A 19,412-nucleotide genomic window follows, 5' to 3' on the forward strand; every position below is an offset into this window, starting at 1 on the left:
CAGGAAAACGAGAGTAGCTTTTTGCGAAATCGGGCGCGATGAACAAGGAAGGAAACAAAAACTTTGTAAAGAATTGTAGATGCTTTATAAAGTTTTGTAAGTTTTCTGTAACGGAGATGATCATGCTTTATGAACAAATTGGGAAAGAAGTACGCGACTATATTAATCAATTGACAAAACCGCGCGGCAGTCTTGGACGGCTTGAGGAGCTAGCGATCGAGGTTGCGAAAATGACAGGGGAACGCTTTCCGCGCGTGACACCGCCGGGCGTGCTCGTATTTGCGGCCGATCACGGCATCGCGAAAGAAGGGGTGTCCGCGTATCCGCAAGAAGTAACGGCGCAAATGGTGCTAAATTTTGCACGTGGTGGCGCAGCGATTAACGTATTTAGCCAACAAATTGGCGCCACGTTTGCGGTTGTTGATGTTGGCGTGGCGGTTGATATGCATGAAGAAAACGTCATCAACGAAAAAGTGGCGTACGGAACGAACAATTTTGCGCACGAACGAGCGATGACGAAAGAAGATGCAGAGCGAGCAGTGCAAGTCGGATATCGGCAAGCAAACCGAATAATTGACAGCGGTATTCGTTGTTTAATCGTTGGGGAAATGGGGATCGGAAATACGACAACTGCAAGTGCGTTGTTAGCGGCAATGAGCGGTCGTAGCGTTGCAGAGCTTGTCGGGAAAGGAACAGGCATTCATAATGAGGCGGTGAAACATAAACGGGCAGTCATTGAACGAGCACTTATGCTTCATCAGCCGAACGCATCAGACCCGATCGATTTATTGATAAAAATCGGCGGACTTGAAATCGCGGCGATGGCAGGGGCGATGCTTGCGGCGGCAGAGCGGCGCATTCCGATTTTGCTTGACGGTTTTATTTGTACCGTTGCCGCACTTGTTGCGACACGGTTTGATGAACGCGTCGTTCATTATATGATTGCTGGTCATGAGTCTATGGAGCCAGGGCATCGCATCGCCCTTCAGTTGTTAAACAAAGAGCCGCTCGTTCGTTTACATATGCGCCTTGGCGAAGGAAGCGGAGCAGCGGTCGCATTTCCGATTGTCAATATGGCGATGGCAATGCTTCATATGGCGACATTTTCATCTGCGAACGTATCAACTGGGGGCGATCATCATGAATAAAGGAAAAGTATATATTGTCGGCGCAGGTCCTGGTGATCCGAAGCTTATTACTGTATATGGACGAGAGTGTATCGAAAAGGCGGACGTTATTATTTACGATCGGCTCGTCAGTACGCAGTTGTTAACTTATGCGAAAGAAGGAACAGAGTTTTTGTATTGCGGCAAAGAGCCGAAAAAGCACGGAAACATTCAACAACAAATTCACGAGTGGCTTGTGGAATATGCGACGAAAGGAAAAACGGTCGTGCGGTTAAAAGGCGGCGATCCGTTTATGTTCGGTCGCGGCGGCGAAGAAGCGGAACATTTGCGCGCGCACAGCATTCCGTATGAAATCGTCCCTGGCGTGACAGCTGGCGTGGCAGCGCCAGCATATGCGGGCATTCCGGTGACGCATCGCAACTATGCGGGCGGAGTGACGTTTATTGCGGGACATCAAAGCGGGGAACGCGATCGTATTCGCTGGGATGCGCTCAGCCGTGCGACGGATACAATCGTATTTTATATGGGGATGGGAAATATCGTTTACATTTGTGAACAGCTGCAACGTCATGGCAAAGATGGACATACATCTGTCGCAGTGATTGAATGGGCAACGACAAATAAGCAGCGGACGGCCGTTGGCACGTTACAAACGATTGTTGACATCGTACAAGAGAAAAAACTTTCTTCTCCTGCCATTATTGTCGTCGGGGATGTTGTGAAGCTGCATGATCAATTAAAGTGGGTGGAAGAAACGTGGTCATAGTTTATACAGGAGATGGAAAAGGAAAAACGACTGCCGCTGTCGGGCTTGCCGTCCGCGCGGCAGGACATGGAAAAAAAGTGGTCGTCATTCAATTCATTAAGTCGCCCCACCGTCCATATGGTGAGGCGAAGATGTTACAGCAGCTCGGCATTGATGTGCATCAAACAGGTGTAGGATTTACATGGACGAAAACACCGACCGAGCATCGCGAAGCGTTAAAAAAAGGGTGGGCGCTGGCGAAAGAACGTGTGCTGTCAGGTGAGTACGACATCGTCATTTTAGATGAATTAAACGTCGCGTTAGCCATTACGTCGTTTCCGATCGATGATGTTCTCCCGCTTCAAGACGTTGTCCATACGTTAACGAACAAGCCTAACCATACGCACGTTGTCGTAACAGGAAGAGGCGCAAAAGAGGAAATCATTCAAATGGCCGATTTAGTGACGGAAATGAAAGAGGTGAAACATTATTACCGTGAAGGAGTTCATGCGATGAAAGGGATTGATTTATAAAGAATGGATGTTGTGAAAAAGCTGATTGCGATCAGCTTTTTCACAACACATTGAAGTATTTTGCTTCGGGGTGGGCGAAGACGATTGCTGAAACGGATGCTTCTGGTTCCATCATATAGCCTTCGGTTAAATGAATGCCAATTTCTTCTGGACGTAAAAGGCGGAACAGCTTTTCTTGGTCTTCGAGATTTGGACAAGCTGGGTAGCCGAAAGAAAAACGTTGTCCTTGGTATTTGGCAGCAAACCGTTCTTCCATTGTAAAATCAGGCGAATCAGGAAAGCCCCAACGGTCGCGCATAATTTGATGAACGCGCTCTGCTAATCCTTCCGCTAATTCAAGCGCTAACGCTTGAATCGCATGGCTTTTTAAAAACTGCCCTTCTTCTTTGAAACGTTGTGCCAAATCGCGCACGCCTCGGCCAGCGGTGACGGCAAATAGTCCGACGTAGTCCATTTGTTCACTAGAAAGATAGTCGGCTAAACATAAATACGGTGCTTTCGTTTGTCTTGGAAACGTAAATGTCTCGATGACTGTTTGTTGATCGCGTGGGTCGTAAATGATGACCGTATTGCCGTCGCTTTTTGCTGGGAAAAATTGATATACCGCTTTTAGTGCAAGTGACGTTGTTTGTTTTGCTTCGGCGAGCAGTTCGTCGATCAGCTCTTTTAACATCGTCGCTTTTTCATTTCCTTCCGCCAGCAGCTTTTTTACGTTTCCTTTTAAACCGAGATGGTGACCGAGAAGCATTTGCCAATTGACGTACGGTTCAATATGGGAAAGCGGAATGTGTTGCAATATGTGTCGCTCTGTATCGGTCGGAACATAAACGAGCGCCGGTTTCACGTTCGATTTTGTCATGACGGCAACAGCGCTTTGTCGTTTTGTTACACGTTCGATTTTTTCTTTTTTTTCATAGGCGATGTCTTGTTGGACGATGCGATTAGCAAGCGTCAACCCTTCCATCGCGTCTTTCGCGTATAAAACGATGCCGTCATATTCCGGGGCGATTTTCGTATCCGTAAACTTGCGCGATAAAGCTGCGCCACCAACTAAAATCGGTAGGGAAATGCCTGCTTGTTTTAAGTCTTGCGCCGTTAGCACCATTTGTTGGGCCGATTTGACAAGCAGCCCAGATAAGCCGATCATATCGGGTTGTTCGTGACGTACCGCTTCGATGAGCTGTTGTGGCGTGACTTTAATGCCTAAGTCAACGACGCGAAACCCGTTGTTACTTAAAATGATGTCGACTAAGTTTTTGCCGATGTCGTGCACATCGCCTTTGACGGTCGCAAGCAGCACCGTTCCTTTCACGCTCGTTTCATTTTTCTCCATATACGGCTCTAAAAAGGCGACAGCGGCTTTCATCACCTCTGCGCTTTGCAGCACTTCGGCAACGATGAGTTGGTTATCATTAAACAAGCGACCGACTTCATCCATTCCGCTCATGAGCGGGCCGTTAATAATGTCAAGCGGACTGTACGTTTGTAAAGCGAGCGTCAAATCTTCGATCAGTCCGTCTTTCGTTCCTTCAATGATATATGTGGCGAGCCGTTCTTCTAACGTCATATGGACGTTTGCTTGTTTCGGCTGTTTCGTTTTATCGCGATAAAATTGAATAAACGCGTTTAACGTCTCATCGGTTGTGTCGAATAACAATGCCTCGGCTAAACGTACTTCTTCTTCTGGAATGGAAGCGAACCGCTCTAATTTTTCCGTATTGACGATTGCATAATCGAGCCCGGCTTGTGTGCAGTAGTATAAAAAGACGGAGTTTAACACTTCACGTCCGACAGGTGGCAAACCGAAGGACACGTTACTAATGCCAAGTATCGTTAAACAGTTTGGCAAATGTTGTTTAATGAGACGAATGCCTTCGATCGTCTCTTTTGCTGCGCCAATATATTGTTCGTCTCCTGTACCGATCGGAAAAACGAGCGGATCGAAAATAATGTCGTGCGGTGAAATACCGTATTTGTTGACAAGCAAATCGTATGAACGAAGGGCGATGTCCAGCTTTCGTTTCGCGTCAATCGCCATCCCTTGTTCGTCAATCGTGCCGACGACGACCGCAGCCCCGTATTGATGAAGAAGTGGAACAATTTTTTCAAACCGCTCTTCTCCGTCTTCTAAATTAATGGAGTTAATGATCGCTTTTCCTTGCGAGTACGATAATGCACAGGCGATGACGTTTTCATCTGTCGAGTCGATAACGAGCGGCACTTTCACTTTTTTCACGACTTGTTGAATAAATCGCTCCATATCTTCTTTTTCATCGCGGTCAGGGTCAGCTAAACAAATGTCGATGACGTGCGCCCCGTTTTTTACTTGGGCACGGGCAATTTCTGCCGCTTCTTCATATTTTCCTTCCGCAATGAGTCGCTTAAATTTGCGCGAACCGATGACGTTCGTCCGTTCTCCGACAAAAAGCGGGCGCATCGTTTCGTCGTAAATGAGCGCATCGATGCCAGAGACGGCGTGCATCGCAAACTGCTTCGGAATCGTGCGCGGTGGGATGTCGCGAACGGCTTCGGCAATGGCGCGAATATGTTCCGGCGTCGTGCCGCAACAGCCGCCGACGATATTTAACCATCCTTTTTCGGCAAATTGGCGAATTTTTTTCGCGAGCATGTCCGGCGTTTCGTGATAATGTCCTTCTTCGTCAGGAAGCCCAGCGTTTGGATAACAGCTGACGGCGGTGTTTGCTAATGAAGCGAGCGAGCGCAAATGATCGGTCATAAATTCAGGACCCGTTGCGCAGTTTAAACCGACCGCAAATGGTTTCATATGTTGGATCGAAATAAAAAACGATTCGATCGTTTGCCCCGCAAGCGTCGTTCCCATCGGTTCAATTGTTCCGGAAATCATAAGCGGCACTTGCTTTCCGACCGTTTTGAACGCTTCGGTTATGCCGAGAAAAGCTGCTTTCACGTTTAACGTATCTTGGCACGTTTCTAATAACAACAAATCGACACCGCCAAGCAGTAAGCCACGCGCTTGTTCTTCGTAGGAAGAAACAAGTTCAGCAAACGTTGCTCCGCCTGTAACGGACAGCGTTTTTGTCGTCGGACCCATCGATCCAGCGACAAAGCGCGGGTGTGCAGTCGTCGCATATTTTTCTGCCGCGAGTTTCGCGAGTTTAGCGGCTTCGATATTTAATTCAAGCGCCAAATGGCCGAGGTTGTATTCGTCTAAGACGATGCGTGTCGCTCCGAACGTATTCGTTTCAACGATGTCTGCTCCTGCGGCAAAATACGCTTCATGAATGTGAGAAATGACGTGTGGAGCAGTGAGCGTTAAATATTCGTTACATCCTTCGTACGCTTCACCGCCAAAATCTTCCGCTGTCAAGTTTGCTGCTTGAATCATCGTTCCCATCGCACCGTCAATAATTAAAATTTTTTTCTCAAGCTGTTCAAATAAACTAGCCATGATAAACCGTCCTTTCTTTTGTGAGCCGCTCTTTTTCATGGATGTAGCGAACGAGTTCGACTGTCATGTCGTAACGTAAAAATGGTGTAATTAAATAAATGCCTTGGAATAAATCGAATGCTGCATCGATGAGTGATTTGGCGATTGCCAAGCCTTCTTTTGTTGATTGAACAGGATCGTTGGCGCACGCAGCCATGCGGGCACGAATGTCGTCTGACAGCGTAATGCCTGGCACTTCATGATGTAAAAAGTCAGCGTTTCGCGCGCTTGTAATCGGCATAATGCCAATGTAAATCGGCGTTGGTACATGTTTTGTCGCTTCATATACGTCTTCGATTTGTTTTTCGCTATACAGCGGCTGTGTTAAAAAGTAGTGCGCCCCGCATTCAATTTTTTTCTCTAGCCGCTTGACCGCTTTATCTAAGTGGCGCACGTTCGGGTTAAAGGCTGCAGCGATGGAAAAATTCGTTTTTTGTCCGAGCGGTTTGCCTGAATACGAAAGCCCTTCGTTAAATTGCCGAATTAACGAAATGAGGTCAAACGATGATAAATCGTATACGGACGTCGCGCCTGGAAAATCGCCGACTTTGGACGGGTCGCCTGTTAAAGCGAGTACATCGGTTATGCCGAGCGTATGAAGCCCCATTAAATGCGACTGCAAGCCGATTAAGTTGCGGTCACGGCACGTAATATGAATGAGCGGGCGTATATTTAGTTGTTGTTTGACGATCGTTCCGACAGCGACGTTGCTAATGCGAGGCGTCGCAAGCGAGTTGTCGGCAAGCGTTAGCGCGTCAATACGTGCTTCTTTTAATGCTTTTGCGCCTTCTAAAAATTTCGTTAAGCCGAGTTTTTTTGGCGGATCGAGCTCGACGATAATTGAACGTCGCGTGCGTGCAATGTCGGCAAGGGAAGGTTGTTTCGTTTGTTCTGCTTCTTGAACGACAATTGTATGCCGTTGTTTCACTTCTTTTTTATATACAGGTGTGCGGTCGGGAAGGGCGCGAGCAATCGCGGCAATATGTTTTGGCGTTGTGCCGCAACAGCCGCCGATGAGCCGTACCCCTTGATCACGAAACGCACGAGCCGTTTCTTCAAAATATTGTTCGCTCGTTTCGTAAATGAATCGTCCGTCGCGATATTGCGGCAAGCTCGCGTTCGGGTACACCGATAAAAAGGCGCGCGTTGGAATCGGCACTTCTTCGAGCGAGCGCAACATATGATATGGACCGAGATGGCAGTTTAAGCCGACGACATCGGCGCCAAGTTGTTCTAATTGATAAAGCGCTTCAGCAAGCGGCATACCTTGTTGCAAGACGCCAATGTCATGAAGCGTGACGTGGGCGATGATCGGCAACGTCGTTTCTTTACGAGCGATGGAAAGAACGGTTTGTAATTCTTCGAAATCGTAATACGTTTCAAGTAAAAGTCCGTCAACTTCTTCGTTTAACAAAACATACAGCTGTTCACGAAACGTCCGTTTCACTTCTTCAAGTGAAATCGTGCTTTTGTTTGTGCTGCGCAATCCTCCGATCGTACCGAGCACGTAGGCGCGTCCTTTTGCCGCTTTTTTGGCAAGTTGGACAGCCGCTTTATTGATTTCTTTTACATCATCTTGCAAGCCGTAGCGGGCGAGTTTCACATAGTTAGCACCATATGTGTTTGTTTGGATCACTTCAGCTCCTGCATCAATATACGCTTCGTGAATATGGATAATTTCTTTAGGTTTTGTGACGTTTAATTCTTCAAAGCAACGATCAATGCCGTGCGCATATAATAACGTTCCCATCGCTCCATCTGCGATGACGATGCGTTCTTTTAAATCATCTAACAATCCCACATCCATTCCTCCGTTTCCTTTTCAAACTAAAACGTCTTCTTCATAAGAAGAAGACGTTGGGCGCTTCTTCTTATCTTCCAAGCGAATCGCTTGTCTGGACTTAGCACCTTGACGATCGTCAGGTTGCTGAAGGTTCATCGGGCCAGTCCCTCCCCTTCTCTCGATAAGATGTTGTATGAAGTTACTCATAAATGTAACTGATTTTTTAGAAATATTCAACTATTTTTAATCGGAAAAGAAAAAGAAGGCAAAGCGCCTTCTTAACGATAGTTGACGAATTGGACGTCGATTGGCAAGTCTGCTTCGCGAATGGCGGCGATCACTTTTTGCAAATCATCTTTACTTTTGCCGCTGACGCGAATTTGATCTTCTTGAATTTGACTTTTTACTTTTAAGCCTGTATTTTTAATGATCGTGTTAATTTTTTTCGCGTTGTCTTTGTCGATGCCTTGGACGAGTTTGGCACGTTGGCGCACCGTTCCGCCAGAAGCAGGTTCAACTTTTCCGTATTGAATGTTTTTCGTCGGCACACCGCGCTTAATGAGCTTGCCGATGAGCACATCTTTGAGTTGTTCAAGTTTAAATTCATCGTCAGAAATTAAAACGAGCTCATCTTTTTCAAGTGAAATGTCGCTTTTGCTTCCTTTAAAATCATAGCGGTTTTGAATTTCTTTTAACGCGATGTTGACGGCGTTTGTTACTTCCGACAAATCGACTTTTGACACAATATCAAATGAACTTTCTTTTGACATAATGATCACCTCAATATGAATTCGTTGTGCTTCCATTATAGTCGATTGTTGGCATATGAACAACTTTACAAAATCTTTATATATAAAAAGTAAACAAATCGTCGAATCATGTCGATATAATAAACGAAGTAGGATTTGATCGAAAGATAAGGAGATGAGGGAATTTTATGAAAAAAATAATTTCACTCATGATGGCAGTTGTTTTGTTGATTGCCGCGGGGTGTTCACAAACGAGCTCCTTTCAGCCGAAAGAGCGTGTCAAAATTGGTATTATGTTGTCGGACGTCGGACTTGGTGATCAGTCGTTTAGCGATTCAGCGTTCCAAGGATTAATGAAAGCGAGAGATGAGCTCGGCATCTTTTTTGAATATCGCGAGTTAAAAGAAACAGGGACGTATGAGAAAGGGCTAACGGAGCTCGTTGAAGCAGGGAACGATCTCGTCATCGGACTCGGTTTTATGGTGCAACAAGATTTAGAAAAAGTCGCAAAAAAATATCCGAAACAGCAATTTATATTAATTGATGCGGTATCTGACCTTCCAAACATTACGTCCATTACGTTTAAAGAAGATGAAGGAAGCTTTTTAGCTGGCGTTGTTGCAGGAATGTTGACGAAAACGAACAACGTCGGCTTCGTTGGAGGAGCGGATGTGCCATTAATCCGTAAGTTTGCGAACGGCTTTATTCAAGGGGTAAAAGCGGTGAAGCCAGAAGCAAACGTGCAAGAAGTGTACGCAGGAAATTTCGGCGATGACAAGCTTGGGGCACAAATCGCAAAACAAATGATTGCTACTGGTGCGGATGTGTTGTATGCGGCGGCTGGGTTTACAGGCGTCGGGGTGCTACGCGAGGCGGAGATGAACGGAAAGTATGCGATCGGCGTCGATAGCGATCAATATTTTTATGCGGAAAAAGCGGTTGTTACATCGATGTTAAAAAATGTTAATGTGGCGTTATATACAGCCATTAAACAGTATGTTGAAAAGAAAGAAGTGCCAAAAGGAACGGTCGAACTTGGGTTAAAAGAAAACGGCGTTGATTTAGCGCCGATTCGTGTCGTGACGCTCAGTCCAGAGCAACAAGCGACGCTGGAAAAATGGAAAGAAAAAGCGACAAACGGCATCGCGCAATAAAGGAGGGATACGATGTCGATTAAACAACGATTATTATTTCATTCATTAGCAACGCCAGTCATTGCCGGCGCTATTATCGTCTTTATTATTATGAACATGCTTTCGATTCAATCGTCCAATCAAGATTTCGTACCGCTTATGATGAAAGCGCAACATTTGCAAGCAGAGCTAAAAGCAACGAAGCAAAGTTTAAGCAACTATGCGTATAGCCCAACAGAAGGAAATAAACAAGAAGTGATCGTTCATTTAGCGGAATCGGAAAAGTTACTTCAAGCATTAAATAAAGGATTAACTGAGCCGTATTTTCGTTCTGTGCTTGAGCAAGCTAATAAAAAATTCGCGGATCTTGCGAAACAATCGAATGATGCGCTTGATGCAAACGATGTAGCGGAAGTGCGCCGCCAGTCGATGCGCGCGGAAGGAGTACTAAACGATATATACGTCGTCAACACATATGTCGCTGAATATTATGGGCATATGCAACAAACGTTACAAAAACAAATTTCAAGCGTTATTACCATTTCGCTCGTTGCGATTGCGGTTGTGCTATTGTTTGCAGGATTTAGCGGATTCCGACTAACACAAAAAATTACAACTCCTCTTCGTCATATTGCAAAAAATGCAAAACAAATCGCGAGCGGCGATTTGCGTATTGAGCCTGTGAAGTATAACGGGAGAGACGAGCTCGCTGATTTAAATGAGGCATTTGCAACGATGGCTGATCAGCTCAATAGCTTGCTGCAATCTGTTGATACGGTAAGTAAGCAAGTTGAGTCGTTTGCAAAAGAAATTGATGAGGAAACAAAAACGTTAACAGAAATTAATAATCAAGTGGCTGTATCAACAAACGAATTGTCAGCCGGAGCGCAAAGCATTTCCGAAGACTTACAACATGCGGTACAGCTTATTGAACGAATGGAACATACTGTACAACAAAACGTTGGGCGCACCGAACAAACGGCTCGTTATAGCGATGAAGCGGTTGAAGCAATTGTGCACGGTCAAGCGGCGCTAGCAGAACAAAAAGCGTTTATTAACGAAAATGTACAAGCGACTGCCTCAATTGAACAATCGACGGAACAATTTGCGGCGTACGCAAGAAAAATTGAAGATATGGCAAAAGCAGTATCCGACATTGCGACGCAAACGAACTTACTGGCGTTAAATGCGGCGATCGAAGCGGCGCGGGCAGGAGAAGCAGGAAAAGGGTTTGCAGTCGTCGCCGAAGAAGTGCGCAAACTTGCGGAAGAATCATCGAAAGCGACAAGCCAAATTTTTGAGATGGTTCATCTCATTCAATCGGGATTAACGAACGTCACCGAAGCCGTTCGCCGTGGGGTAGATATTGCTGAAGCGCAAACGAAAGCAATTCAAACGACGACAGAGGCGTTTAGTGCCATTGAGAAAAAAGTACACCATATTACGACAGATATTCAAGCGCTTGTCATCGGCATGGATGAATCGAAAGAGCTTGGCAAAAACGTCTTGCAAAACGTTGAAAGCATTAGTGCAGTCGTCGAACAATCGGCAGCAGGCAGCGAAGAAATTGCTGCGTCGATGGTGGAGCAGTTAGAAGCGTTCAAAAAAATGAGCGAAAAAGTAACGACGTTGCGTCAACTTACAGATGATTTACAACAAACGATGGCAAAGTTTCAAATGAAATAGAAAAAGATGCTCCGCGCGAGCATCTTTTTCTTTACAAATGATTCGTTTCTTTGGAGTAGGCGCGTTTGCCGGCTTGACGGTTTTTTTCGCGCTCCATATTTTTTTCGTGTCGTTTCGCGTTATTGTCTTTTGCTTTTTTGTCGTTATCGCTCGTCATGATCTCACCCCCTTTGAAAGGTAGTGTAATCATTGCTCAAGCTGTTTATTCAAGAAAAAGAGGGCGATCGTGCCTGGACCAGCGTGCGCTCCGATGGCGCCGCCGATTTCAGAAATGAAAAATTGTTGACAACCGAACGCTTCTTCAATCATCGCTTTTAGTTCGAGCGCCGTTTGTTCATCGTCGCCGTGGCTAATGCCGATGAGCTGGTTTTGCACGTTTGCTCCGCGCTCTTGCATCAGTTCGATCATGCGCTTCAGTACTTTTTTCCGTCCGCGTACTTTTTCAATCGGGATTAATTTTCCGTCCTCAACGTGAAGAAGCGGTTTGATGTTTAATACTCCGCCGACAAACGCGGCCGTTTTGCTGACGCGCCCTCCACGCGCTAAATATTGCAAATCATCGACGGTAAAAATATGTTCCATATGACGGCAATACGTTTCGATTGTCATGACGACATGTTCATACGGCATGCCGCTTTCCGCCAGCTCGACTGCTTTTTTCACGACAAGTCCAAGACCGAGTGAGGCGCATTTGGAGTCGATCACTGTCAATTTTGCATGAGGGTATTGTTCAAGCACATCGTTTTTTATCATGACGGCTGTTTGATATGTACCTGACAAAGCAGAAGAAAAAGCAACATAAATGGCAGGGATGTTTTCTTGTGCAAGTGTCGTAAATAGCTCTTCCATTTGTGAAGGTTTTGCTTGCGACGTTTTCGGCACATCCCCGTTGCGCATCGCATCGTACACTTGCTTTGGTTGAATCGTTAGTTGGTCGTCGTAGTCGCGGTCGTTTATATGTACAGCTAACGGTAAAAAAGCAATTTGTTTTTCTTGTATAAAAGAAAGTGGCAAATCGCACCCGCTATCCGCTATAATTTTAATATTCATTTCAATCACCCCTATGTATGTACTTATTTTAAGTGTAGCGATTCTTATAAAAAAAAACAATCTTATCGCTTTGTAGGAGGATGTGTCGTGGATGTAAAAAAACTATTTGTCGTTATCATCGGTGGATTATTAAACGCCATCGGCATGAATTTATTTTTAATTCCAGCGAACGTATATACAAGCGGGTTTGCTGGGGCGGCGCAGCTTATTTCTAAAGTTGTTGGCGACTACACACCTTATGCCATTTCGACAGGTTTGTTGCTTTTTTTATTTAACATCCCTGTAGCGATTTTGGGATGGAAAAAAGTAGGGAAGTCTTTTACGTTTTACAGCTTTTTAAGCGTTGTATTTATGTCGCTATTTCTTGAACTTATTCCCGTTCGTTCGCTTTCTGAGGATATTTTATTAAACGCGGTATTCGGTGGAGTCATTGCGGCAGTTGGAACGGGTTGGACGTTAAAATGGGGGGCATCAACAGGCGGATTAGATATTATTGCACTCGTATTGTCGCGCGTAAACGATCGATCTGTTGGGACGTACATTTTTGCGCTCAACTCCATCATTATTTTAACTGCTGGATATATGTACGGTTGGGAAAAGGCGTTATATACACTCGTGACGTTATATGTGACAACGCGCGTCATTGATGCGATTCATACGCGCCATCAAAAATTAACCGCGCTTATTATTACGACAAAAGGGGAAGAGATGAAACAAGCGATCAAATCGAAAATGATTCGTGGCATTACTGTCATTCCAGCAAAAGGTGCATTTTTAAATGAAGATAAAGATATGTTAATGATCGTCATTACACGTTATGAGTTGTTTGATTTAAAACGCATTATTAAAGAAGTCGATCCGAAAGCGTTTACGAACATCATGCAAACGACAGAAGTGGTTGGGTTTTTCCGAAAAGAGTAAAAAGCTGCGCGACGTGCGCAGCTTTTTACAAAGTATCAAGTTCATCTTGTAAATCGTGTAGTTGTCTTCGTTCGGCGTCGTTAGCGTTCGCAAAAGCAGATGAGAGCGTATTTTTCGCGACAGAAATGGCACGTTTAGTGCGCTCTTCTTTTGCTTTGTCAACCGCTTTTCTTGCTTGTTGAAATAACGGATTGCCCATATTAAAATCCCCCGAGGTTTGTATGATCCGCTTTTTCTGTTTTGCGTTGTTCCGCTTCCTCATACGTCATATGATACGGAATGCGTTCATCATGTTTATATACCGCATCAGCGCTTTGTTGAATGAAACGTTTTGATTTATTTCGTTTACCCACACGACATTCCCCCTCTTTTGTCGCCTGTGACGCATATAGCGTCGCATATAGTTTGCGCATATGACGCTACAATACGTGAGGGAATTTTTTATAACTTTAATAATGATTGCAAATAAATAGCGATGCCATCTTCTTCATTTGTTTTTGTCACATCGTCTGCGATTGCTTTAAGCGGTTCAATCGCATTGCCCATCGCCACGCCTACTCCTGCCCATTTTAACATCTCGATATCGTTATCTTCATCCCCAAAAGCGATGACGCGCTCGCGCGGAATGCCGTAGTACGAAGCGATTTTTTCAAGCCCAGCTGCTTTATGAATACCGATACGGACGATTTCGATGACGTGCCACGGGGCTGTCCAACTGCGATGGTCGATGACGTTCGCATGCACTTCTGATAAATATGTGCGAATGCGCCCGACGTTTTGTTCGTCAGATAAAATTAAAATGCTTGTCGGCTCTTTGCGTAAAATGTCATGTAAGTTTCCGATATATACGTTTGGGTTCCCTAAATTAAATAAATCAAGTAACTGCTCGTCATGTTCATGAAAATAAACGTCGTCCATCACTTCTGCTAAAATGTTGCGCACGTTGTACTTTCGACTTACTTCAACAATTTCTCTTACCGTTTCTAACTGCAATGGCGTATGATACATTCCCCAACTGTCGTCTTTCGGATGATGAACGAATGCGCCGTTAAAATTGACGATCGGTGTCGTTAAGTCGAGTTGTTCATAATACATTTTGCTCGCACGATACGGTCGTCCTGTCGCAATAACGACAATATGCCCTGCTTGTTTTGCTTGTTGAATGACATCGTATGTACGGTCAGAAATCGTTTTATTCTCTTTTAATAACGTGCCATCTAAATCAATGGCAATTAAATGTTGTTCCATTGTCGCTCCCCTTTTCGTTAAAATCGTTTCTTCATTAGTGTATCGTTTTTCCAAAATATTTGTCTATATGGTAAGATAATGTTAAAACATAAAATAGGAGATGAGAACATGGTGTCAATTATTCGCGAGTCGATCGCAAACATTCCGTGCTTGCACGTCGTAAAAGAGGATGATATTCATCATATGCGACCGCTCATTATTTTTATTCATGGATTTACGAGCGCAAAAGAACATAATCTTCATTTCGGCTATTTGCTCGCCGAAGCTGGATATCGTGTCGTGCTGCCAGATGCGCTGTACCATGGAGAACGTCCAAATCCGCCTTCGGACGATCAATTACATTTATCGTTTTGGGATATTGTGTTAACGACCATTCGTGAATTAGAAGACATAAAAAACGAACTTGTTGAGCGGAAACTCGTTGATCCAAAGCGCATTGGCGTCGTTGGGACATCAATGGGAGGCATTGTGACGTTCGGCGCTTTGACGCAATATGATTGGATTCGCGTAGCAGGTTCGCTTATGGGTAGCCCGTGCTATCAAACGTTTTTTGATTTGCAATTGCAATTTGCTGAGCGAAAAGGGATGACATTGCCGCTTTCTAAACAGCAACTTGACACGTTGCGCAACACATTAACAGCATACGATTTATCACTACAACCAGAAAAATTAAACGGTCGTCCACTTTTCATTTGGCACGGAAAACAAGATGACGTCGTTCCGTTTGATTATACATACGCCTTTTATAAACAAATCGAGCCGTTTCATCAGCCGCTTACAATGTTAGTTGATGAACATGCAGGGCATAAAGTGACGCGCGAAGCATTTTTACAAACGGTTCAATGGTTTGTCACACATTTGTGAAAACATGTGACGAGCGTCACAAAAAAAGAAGGAAGGTGATGATACAATTGAAGATGAAGGAGGGGATGTAATGGTTATTCCAAAACAACATGGCGCTTGGGCGATGTTAATGATTCCTTTTTTATTCGGCATCGATATCGGTCAAGCAACATGGCTTCATCTTCCACTATTTATCGCATGGTTTTTCCTTTATTTAGCCACATATATATGGACGTTAATCATGAAAAAACAAGCGTCCGCTCGTCATAGACAATGGTTTGCAATATATATGTTGATCGCGCTCTTCTTTGTCGCGATTCCGCTTGCCTACAAACCATTGCTTATCTATTTCGGTTTAGCTATGATTCCGTTTTTTCTTGTAAATATGTATTTTGCGAAAAAGAAGAAAGAGCGCTCGTTTACAAACGATGTTGCAGCCATTGTCAACTTTTCAATTGGCGGGCTCGGAAGCTACTATGTCGGAACGGGATATATTGATGAACAAGCGTGGTTTTTATTTATTGTTTCTGTTTTATTTTTCATTGGAAGTACGTTTTACGTGAAAACGATGATTCGCGAAAAAAATAATCCGCGTTACAAATGGGCATCATGGTTGTTTCATGTCGGGCTTATTGTCGCATGCAGCGCGACGGGTCATGGCTGGCTCGCGCTTGCGTATGTGCCAAGTGTCGTGCGCGCCATTTATTTTTATGGAAAAGCAATGTCCATTAAAAAAGTAGGGATTTACGAAATTGTCAATGCGGTTTATTTTGCGCTTGTTGTTATGGTCGTTTATTAATTTCATATCGGGCTAAACGGGTGTATTGATTTTTTCGGACACCCGTTTATTTCATATTACATATGTCTATCGGACAACCTTCACAGCGAATTTCATCTTTTAAAAACTGCAAGTCGTGAATTGTCATTTTCCCTTTATCGACAGAAATGATCCCAAGCTCTTTTAATTCTTTTAATAAACGGCTAACGACTTCGCGGGCGCTGCCGCAAAAGTTGGCAAGTTCTTGATTTGTTATTGGGAAGTCGATTAAAATGCCGTCGCCTGTTTCCACCCCATAGCTATTTGCTAACCGAATGAGCGTCGAATACAGCGCTCCTTTTTTTCCGTGCAAAATTAAATCGCGTATTTTCGTTTGCATCCGCTGCAATTGCACGTTTAGCCATTGCATAAATTGCAATGCAAACGTGTGATCTTCCAATAATTTTTCTTCTAGCTGCAGTTTGTTCATAACAGCTAACGTTCCTGCTTCCATCATTTTTGCACTTACTGTACATGTGCACGTCAATTGAAACGGAACGATCTCCCCAAACATATCGCCTCGTTCACAAATGCGAAGCGATAGTTCACGCCCTTCCTCAGTCGTTTTGCTTAATTGTACTTTTCCTTTGCATACAATATATAGCTCGTTTGTTGTTTCTCCTTCACGAAAAATATATTCTCCTTTTTGCACATCGATCATATGGTGAGGAAGGGAAAGAAGATCAGATAAGGAGATCGGTTGAATTGTCATACGCTAACCACCTTTTATTGTTATCTACTTTCATTAAAAAGAAAAACGAATATGGCGTCAACACATAGGACTGAAAAATAAAAAATATTTAAATATACATTTGATTTTATTTTTATGCAGTATTATAATGATAACTAAATTTATATACAGAAAGTGGGGAACGGTGAGATGAAAGTCTCCATTATCGGAGCGACAGGCTATGGGGGGATTGAGCTCATTCGCTTATTACAGCATCATCCGTATATGCGCGTCGCTTCCGTCCATTCATCTTCACAAAGTGGTGTTTCGCTACATGATGTATATCCGCATATGAAAGAACGTTTTGTATTGCGCGATATCCGAATCGACGAAATGGAAGGAGAGCTCGTTTTTTTAGCGACGCCGCCGGGCGTATCGAGCGAATGGACGCCAAAATTGCTTGCGGCAGGATATAAAGTCGTCGATTTATCTGGAGACTTTCGTTTGCGTGATGGGAACGTATATGCGAAGTGGTATAAAAAAACGCCACCGAGCGAAGAAATGCTTAAACAGGCAGTATACGGTTTAACGGAATGGAATCGTGAACGCATTGCGAAGGCGAATTTAATCGCCAATCCTGGCTGTTATCCGACAGCAACGTTGCTCGGATTAGCACCGCTCGTTATTCAAAAATGGATTGTGCCGCATTCCGTCATCGTTGATGCGAAATCAGGTGTATCTGGTGCAGGGCGTGGGGTATCGCTTGGCGTTCATTTTGCAGAGACGAATGAAAACGTAAAAATATACAAAGTGAATACACATCAACATATCCCAGAAATTGAACAAATGTTGTGTGATTGGAACGAACAAATGGCACCAATGACGTTTAGCACGCATTTAATTCCAATGACGCGCGGCATTATGGCGACGATTTATGCGGAAGCTGCATGCGCATTATCGCATGAAAGAATTATAGAGTTATATAAAGAAGCGTATAAACATTGCCCGTTCGTGCGCATTCGGGAAGCGGGATCTTTTCCGTGCACGAAAGATGTGTACGGCTCGAACTATTGCGATATCGGGATCGCTTACGATGAACGAACAAACCGCATCACCGTTGTGAGCGTCATCGACAATTTAGTGAAAGGGGCAGCGGGGCAGGCTATTCAAAATGCAAATGTGGTGTTTGGATTTGATGAACAAACGGGACTAACGGCGATGCCGATGTATCCGTAAATGGGGGGAGAAAAGTGAAAGTGAAAGAAAAAAAAGTAAAATATATAGCCGATGGAACGATTGTCACGCCAAAAGGATTTCAAGCAGCAGGTGTGCATGCAGGCTTACGTTATACGAAAAAAGATTTAGGGGTGATCGTTTGCGACGTGCCAGCGGCGTGTGCGGCCGTTTATACGCAAAACGTGTTTCAAGCAGCACCACTTCAAGTGACGAAACAAAGCATCGCTGTCGAAAACAAGCTGCAAGCCGTCATCGTCAATAGTGCGTATGCCAACGCATGTACAGGCGAACAAGGATTAAAAGACGCATACGAAATGCGAAAGTTGTGCGCGGAGGCGTTTGGGCTTCCAGAATATCTCGTTGCTGTTGCATCGACAGGAGTGATCGGTGAATGTTTGCCGATGGAAAACATTCGCGCGAGCATCCCAAAATTGAAACCGACAGCCCAATTGGCTGGGGCGGTTGATTTTCAAACAGCGATTTTAACGACGGATCTCGTTATGAAAAAGACGTGTTATGAAACGGTTATAGACGGTCAAGTCGTGACGGTCGCAGGAGCGGCAAAAGGATCGGGGATGATTCATCCGAATATGGCGACGATGCTTGCTTTTATTACGACGGATGCAAACGTTCCGTCAGACGTGTTACAAGATGCCCTTCGTTCGATTACAAATGTGTCGTTTAACCAAATTACGGTCGATGGAGAAACGTCAACGAACGATATGGTCATCGTCATGGCGAGCGGATTAGCGGGCAATGAGCCGCTTTCCCCACAACATCCAGATTGGGAAAATTTTTATGAAGCGCTTCGCCAAACGTGTGAACATTTAGCGAAACAAATTGCGCGTGACGGTGAAGGGGCAACGAAATTAATTGAAGCGCGTGTGAAAGGTGCAAAAACAGATGAAGAAGCGAAATGGGCAGCGAAACATATTGTCGGTTCCAACTTAGTGAAAACAGCAGTGTACGGAGCGGACGCAAACTGGGGGCGCATTATCGGCGCGATTGGTCATAGCGGCGCAACGATCAATCCAGATTGTGTTGATGTATGGATCGGTTCGATTCAAATGTTAAAACAAAGTCAACCGGTGCCGTTTTCGGAAGAAGAAGCGAAAGCGGCTTTAATGGAGGATGTTGTCGTTATTACGGTCGATTTACATGTCGGCAACGGGGAAGGCATTGCGTGGGGCTGTGATTTAACGTACGACTACATTAAAATTAATGCAAGTTATCGCACGTAAGGAGGTTAGTAACTGTTAAAATATTTTTGTAAAAATCCATAAAAATCTATATACAATTTATAAGAAATTACAAGGCAAAAGAGCAAATAAAGTCAAGAAAATGATGAAGGAGCTAACTGAAAATGATTAAAACATATCAGGTTATGCTACTTCCGAATAAC

General features: G+C 44.3%; 19 protein-coding genes and 1 riboswitch. Of the genes, 10 read left to right on the forward strand and 9 right to left on the reverse strand.

Annotated elements, in window-relative coordinates; all coding sequences use genetic code 11:
• Positions 1 to 122 precede the first annotated feature (122 nt).
• From cobT to cobO, 3 genes are read left to right on the forward strand one after another with little or no spacing between them, the layout of a single operon-like run.
• Entirely contained in the window at positions 123 to 1,148 is a 1,026-nt protein-coding gene (gene cobT / locus ACYQY7_RS05155; protein WP_461201046.1) for a nicotinate-nucleotide--dimethylbenzimidazole phosphoribosyltransferase, read from the forward strand.
• Positions 1,141 to 1,893, forward strand: a complete 753-nt coding sequence (gene cobA, locus ACYQY7_RS05160) for a uroporphyrinogen-III C-methyltransferase (protein WP_461201047.1) — start codon at positions 1,141 to 1,143, stop codon at positions 1,891 to 1,893. The genes cobT and cobA overlap by 8 nt, the downstream gene beginning before the upstream one ends.
• Positions 1,884 to 2,405, forward strand: a complete 522-nt coding sequence (gene cobO, locus ACYQY7_RS05165; RefSeq protein ID WP_461201048.1) for a cob(I)yrinic acid a,c-diamide adenosyltransferase — start codon at positions 1,884 to 1,886, stop codon at positions 2,403 to 2,405. The genes cobA and cobO overlap by 10 nt, the downstream gene beginning before the upstream one ends.
• A gap of 40 nt (positions 2,406 to 2,445) precedes the next feature.
• Here cobO and metH read toward each other — a convergent pair whose 3' ends face one another.
• From metH to ACYQY7_RS05180, 3 genes are all read right to left on the reverse strand, one after another.
• Positions 2,446 to 5,835, reverse strand: a complete 3,390-nt coding sequence (gene metH, locus ACYQY7_RS05170) for a methionine synthase (RefSeq protein WP_461201049.1) — start codon at positions 5,833 to 5,835, stop codon at positions 2,446 to 2,448.
• Positions 5,828 to 7,675, reverse strand: coding sequence for a bifunctional homocysteine S-methyltransferase/methylenetetrahydrofolate reductase (locus ACYQY7_RS05175; RefSeq protein ID WP_461201050.1), 1,848 nt, complete (start codon positions 7,673 to 7,675; stop codon positions 5,828 to 5,830). The genes metH and ACYQY7_RS05175 overlap by 8 nt, the downstream gene beginning before the upstream one ends.
• Positions 7,676 to 7,742: 67 nt before the next feature.
• Positions 7,743 to 7,845, reverse strand: a riboswitch (SAM riboswitch).
• Positions 7,846 to 7,935: 90 nt separating this feature from the next.
• Positions 7,936 to 8,427 (reverse strand): YajQ family cyclic di-GMP-binding protein, encoded by a 492-nt coding sequence (locus ACYQY7_RS05180; RefSeq protein WP_461201051.1) that lies wholly within the window; start codon positions 8,425 to 8,427, stop codon positions 7,936 to 7,938.
• A 167-nt stretch (positions 8,428 to 8,594) separates the two neighbouring features.
• On the opposite strand from ACYQY7_RS05180, the gene ACYQY7_RS05185 reads away from it, so the two are divergent.
• Both ACYQY7_RS05185 and ACYQY7_RS05190 read left to right on the forward strand, forming a co-directional pair.
• Positions 8,595 to 9,560 carry a BMP family lipoprotein gene (locus tag ACYQY7_RS05185; protein WP_461201052.1) on the forward strand — a complete coding sequence of 322 codons (966 nt, stop codon included), beginning with the start codon at positions 8,595 to 8,597 and terminating at the stop codon, positions 9,558 to 9,560.
• 12 nt (positions 9,561 to 9,572) lie between these two features.
• Positions 9,573 to 11,225 (forward strand): methyl-accepting chemotaxis protein, encoded by a 1,653-nt coding sequence (locus ACYQY7_RS05190; protein WP_461201053.1) that lies wholly within the window; start codon positions 9,573 to 9,575, stop codon positions 11,223 to 11,225.
• A gap of 31 nt (positions 11,226 to 11,256) precedes the next feature.
• Here the strand turns inward: ACYQY7_RS05190 and ACYQY7_RS05195 are convergent, their stop codons facing one another.
• Together ACYQY7_RS05195 and ACYQY7_RS05200 are read right to left on the reverse strand one after the other, a co-directional pair.
• Positions 11,257 to 11,382: a DUF3941 domain-containing protein gene (locus tag ACYQY7_RS05195; protein ID WP_003395443.1), complete on the reverse strand. Its 126-nt coding sequence runs from the start codon at positions 11,380 to 11,382 to the stop codon at positions 11,257 to 11,259.
• Positions 11,383 to 11,411: 29 nt separating this feature from the next.
• Positions 11,412 to 12,275, reverse strand: coding sequence for a DegV family protein (locus ACYQY7_RS05200; protein WP_461201054.1), 864 nt, complete (start codon positions 12,273 to 12,275; stop codon positions 11,412 to 11,414).
• A gap of 87 nt (positions 12,276 to 12,362) precedes the next feature.
• Here ACYQY7_RS05200 and ACYQY7_RS05205 point away from each other — a divergent pair, with 87 nt between their 5' ends.
• Positions 12,363 to 13,196, forward strand: coding sequence for a YitT family protein (locus ACYQY7_RS05205; protein ID WP_461201055.1), 834 nt, complete (start codon positions 12,363 to 12,365; stop codon positions 13,194 to 13,196).
• A gap of 25 nt (positions 13,197 to 13,221) precedes the next feature.
• Here ACYQY7_RS05205 and ACYQY7_RS05210 read toward each other — a convergent pair whose 3' ends face one another.
• From ACYQY7_RS05210 to ACYQY7_RS05220, 3 genes are all read right to left on the reverse strand, one after another.
• Entirely contained in the window at positions 13,222 to 13,395 is a 174-nt protein-coding gene (locus ACYQY7_RS05210; protein WP_461201056.1) for a DUF3813 domain-containing protein, read from the reverse strand.
• Position 13,396: 1 nt separating this feature from the next.
• Positions 13,397 to 13,549, reverse strand: a complete 153-nt coding sequence (locus ACYQY7_RS05215) for a hypothetical protein (protein WP_461201057.1) — start codon at positions 13,547 to 13,549, stop codon at positions 13,397 to 13,399.
• Between the two features lie 88 nt (positions 13,550 to 13,637).
• The gene (locus ACYQY7_RS05220) at positions 13,638 to 14,444 is read right to left on the reverse strand and encodes a Cof-type HAD-IIB family hydrolase (protein WP_461201058.1); all 807 of its coding nucleotides are present in this window, start codon (positions 14,442 to 14,444) and stop codon (positions 13,638 to 13,640) included.
• A 108-nt stretch (positions 14,445 to 14,552) separates the two neighbouring features.
• On the opposite strand from ACYQY7_RS05220, the gene ACYQY7_RS05225 reads away from it, so the two are divergent.
• Together ACYQY7_RS05225 and ACYQY7_RS05230 are read left to right on the forward strand one after the other, a co-directional pair.
• Positions 14,553 to 15,308, forward strand: a complete 756-nt coding sequence (locus tag ACYQY7_RS05225; protein WP_461201059.1) for an alpha/beta fold hydrolase — start codon at positions 14,553 to 14,555, stop codon at positions 15,306 to 15,308.
• Between the two features lie 70 nt (positions 15,309 to 15,378).
• Positions 15,379 to 16,086 (forward strand): YwiC-like family protein, encoded by a 708-nt coding sequence (locus tag ACYQY7_RS05230; protein ID WP_461201060.1) that lies wholly within the window; start codon positions 15,379 to 15,381, stop codon positions 16,084 to 16,086.
• 46 nt (positions 16,087 to 16,132) lie between these two features.
• On the opposite strand, the gene ACYQY7_RS05235 is transcribed toward ACYQY7_RS05230, so the two are convergent.
• Positions 16,133 to 16,816, reverse strand: coding sequence for a Crp/Fnr family transcriptional regulator (locus tag ACYQY7_RS05235; RefSeq protein WP_461201061.1), 684 nt, complete (start codon positions 16,814 to 16,816; stop codon positions 16,133 to 16,135).
• Between the two features lie 168 nt (positions 16,817 to 16,984).
• Between ACYQY7_RS05235 and argC the strand changes: the two genes are divergently transcribed.
• A complete protein-coding gene (gene argC / locus ACYQY7_RS05240) occupies positions 16,985 to 18,010 on the forward strand; it encodes an N-acetyl-gamma-glutamyl-phosphate reductase (RefSeq protein ID WP_461201062.1) in 1,026 nt (341 codons plus the stop codon).
• 14 nt (positions 18,011 to 18,024) lie between these two features.
• Entirely contained in the window at positions 18,025 to 19,251 is a 1,227-nt protein-coding gene (argJ, locus tag ACYQY7_RS05245) for a bifunctional ornithine acetyltransferase/N-acetylglutamate synthase (RefSeq protein ID WP_461201063.1), read from the forward strand.
• The last annotated feature ends 161 nt before the right edge of the window (positions 19,252 to 19,412 follow it).

This window comes from Anoxybacillus sp. TBDG-1 (assembly GCF_054815885.1).

Bases quoted from the DNA above. Each gene is read 5' to 3' on its own strand.
- ACYQY7_RS05235 (WP_461201061.1), bottom strand. From the start codon at position 16,816: ATGACAATTCAACCGATCTCCTTATCTGATCTTCTTTCCCTTCCTCAC.
- ACYQY7_RS05210 (WP_461201056.1), bottom strand. From the start codon at position 13,395: ATGGGCAATCCGTTATTTCAACAAGCAAGAAAAGCGGTTGACAAAGCA.
- cobT (WP_461201046.1), top strand. From the start codon at position 123: ATGCTTTATGAACAAATTGGGAAAGAAGTACGCGACTATATTAATCAA.
- ACYQY7_RS05195 (WP_003395443.1), bottom strand. From the start codon at position 11,382: ATGACGAGCGATAACGACAAAAAAGCAAAAGACAATAACGCGAAACGA.
- ACYQY7_RS05185 (WP_461201052.1), top strand. From the start codon at position 8,595: ATGAAAAAAATAATTTCACTCATGATGGCAGTTGTTTTGTTGATTGCC.
- argC (WP_461201062.1), top strand. From the start codon at position 16,985: ATGAAAGTCTCCATTATCGGAGCGACAGGCTATGGGGGGATTGAGCTC.
- ACYQY7_RS05225 (WP_461201059.1), top strand. From the start codon at position 14,553: ATGGTGTCAATTATTCGCGAGTCGATCGCAAACATTCCGTGCTTGCAC.
- ACYQY7_RS05180 (WP_461201051.1), bottom strand. From the start codon at position 8,427: ATGTCAAAAGAAAGTTCATTTGATATTGTGTCAAAAGTCGATTTGTCG.
- ACYQY7_RS05190 (WP_461201053.1), top strand. From the start codon at position 9,573: ATGTCGATTAAACAACGATTATTATTTCATTCATTAGCAACGCCAGTC.
- ACYQY7_RS05200 (WP_461201054.1), bottom strand. From the start codon at position 12,275: ATGAATATTAAAATTATAGCGGATAGCGGGTGCGATTTGCCACTTTCT.
- metH (WP_461201049.1), bottom strand. From the start codon at position 5,835: ATGGCTAGTTTATTTGAACAGCTTGAGAAAAAAATTTTAATTATTGAC.
- ACYQY7_RS05230 (WP_461201060.1), top strand. From the start codon at position 15,379: ATGGTTATTCCAAAACAACATGGCGCTTGGGCGATGTTAATGATTCCT.
- cobA (WP_461201047.1), top strand. From the start codon at position 1,141: ATGAATAAAGGAAAAGTATATATTGTCGGCGCAGGTCCTGGTGATCCG.
- ACYQY7_RS05220 (WP_461201058.1), bottom strand. From the start codon at position 14,444: ATGGAACAACATTTAATTGCCATTGATTTAGATGGCACGTTATTAAAA.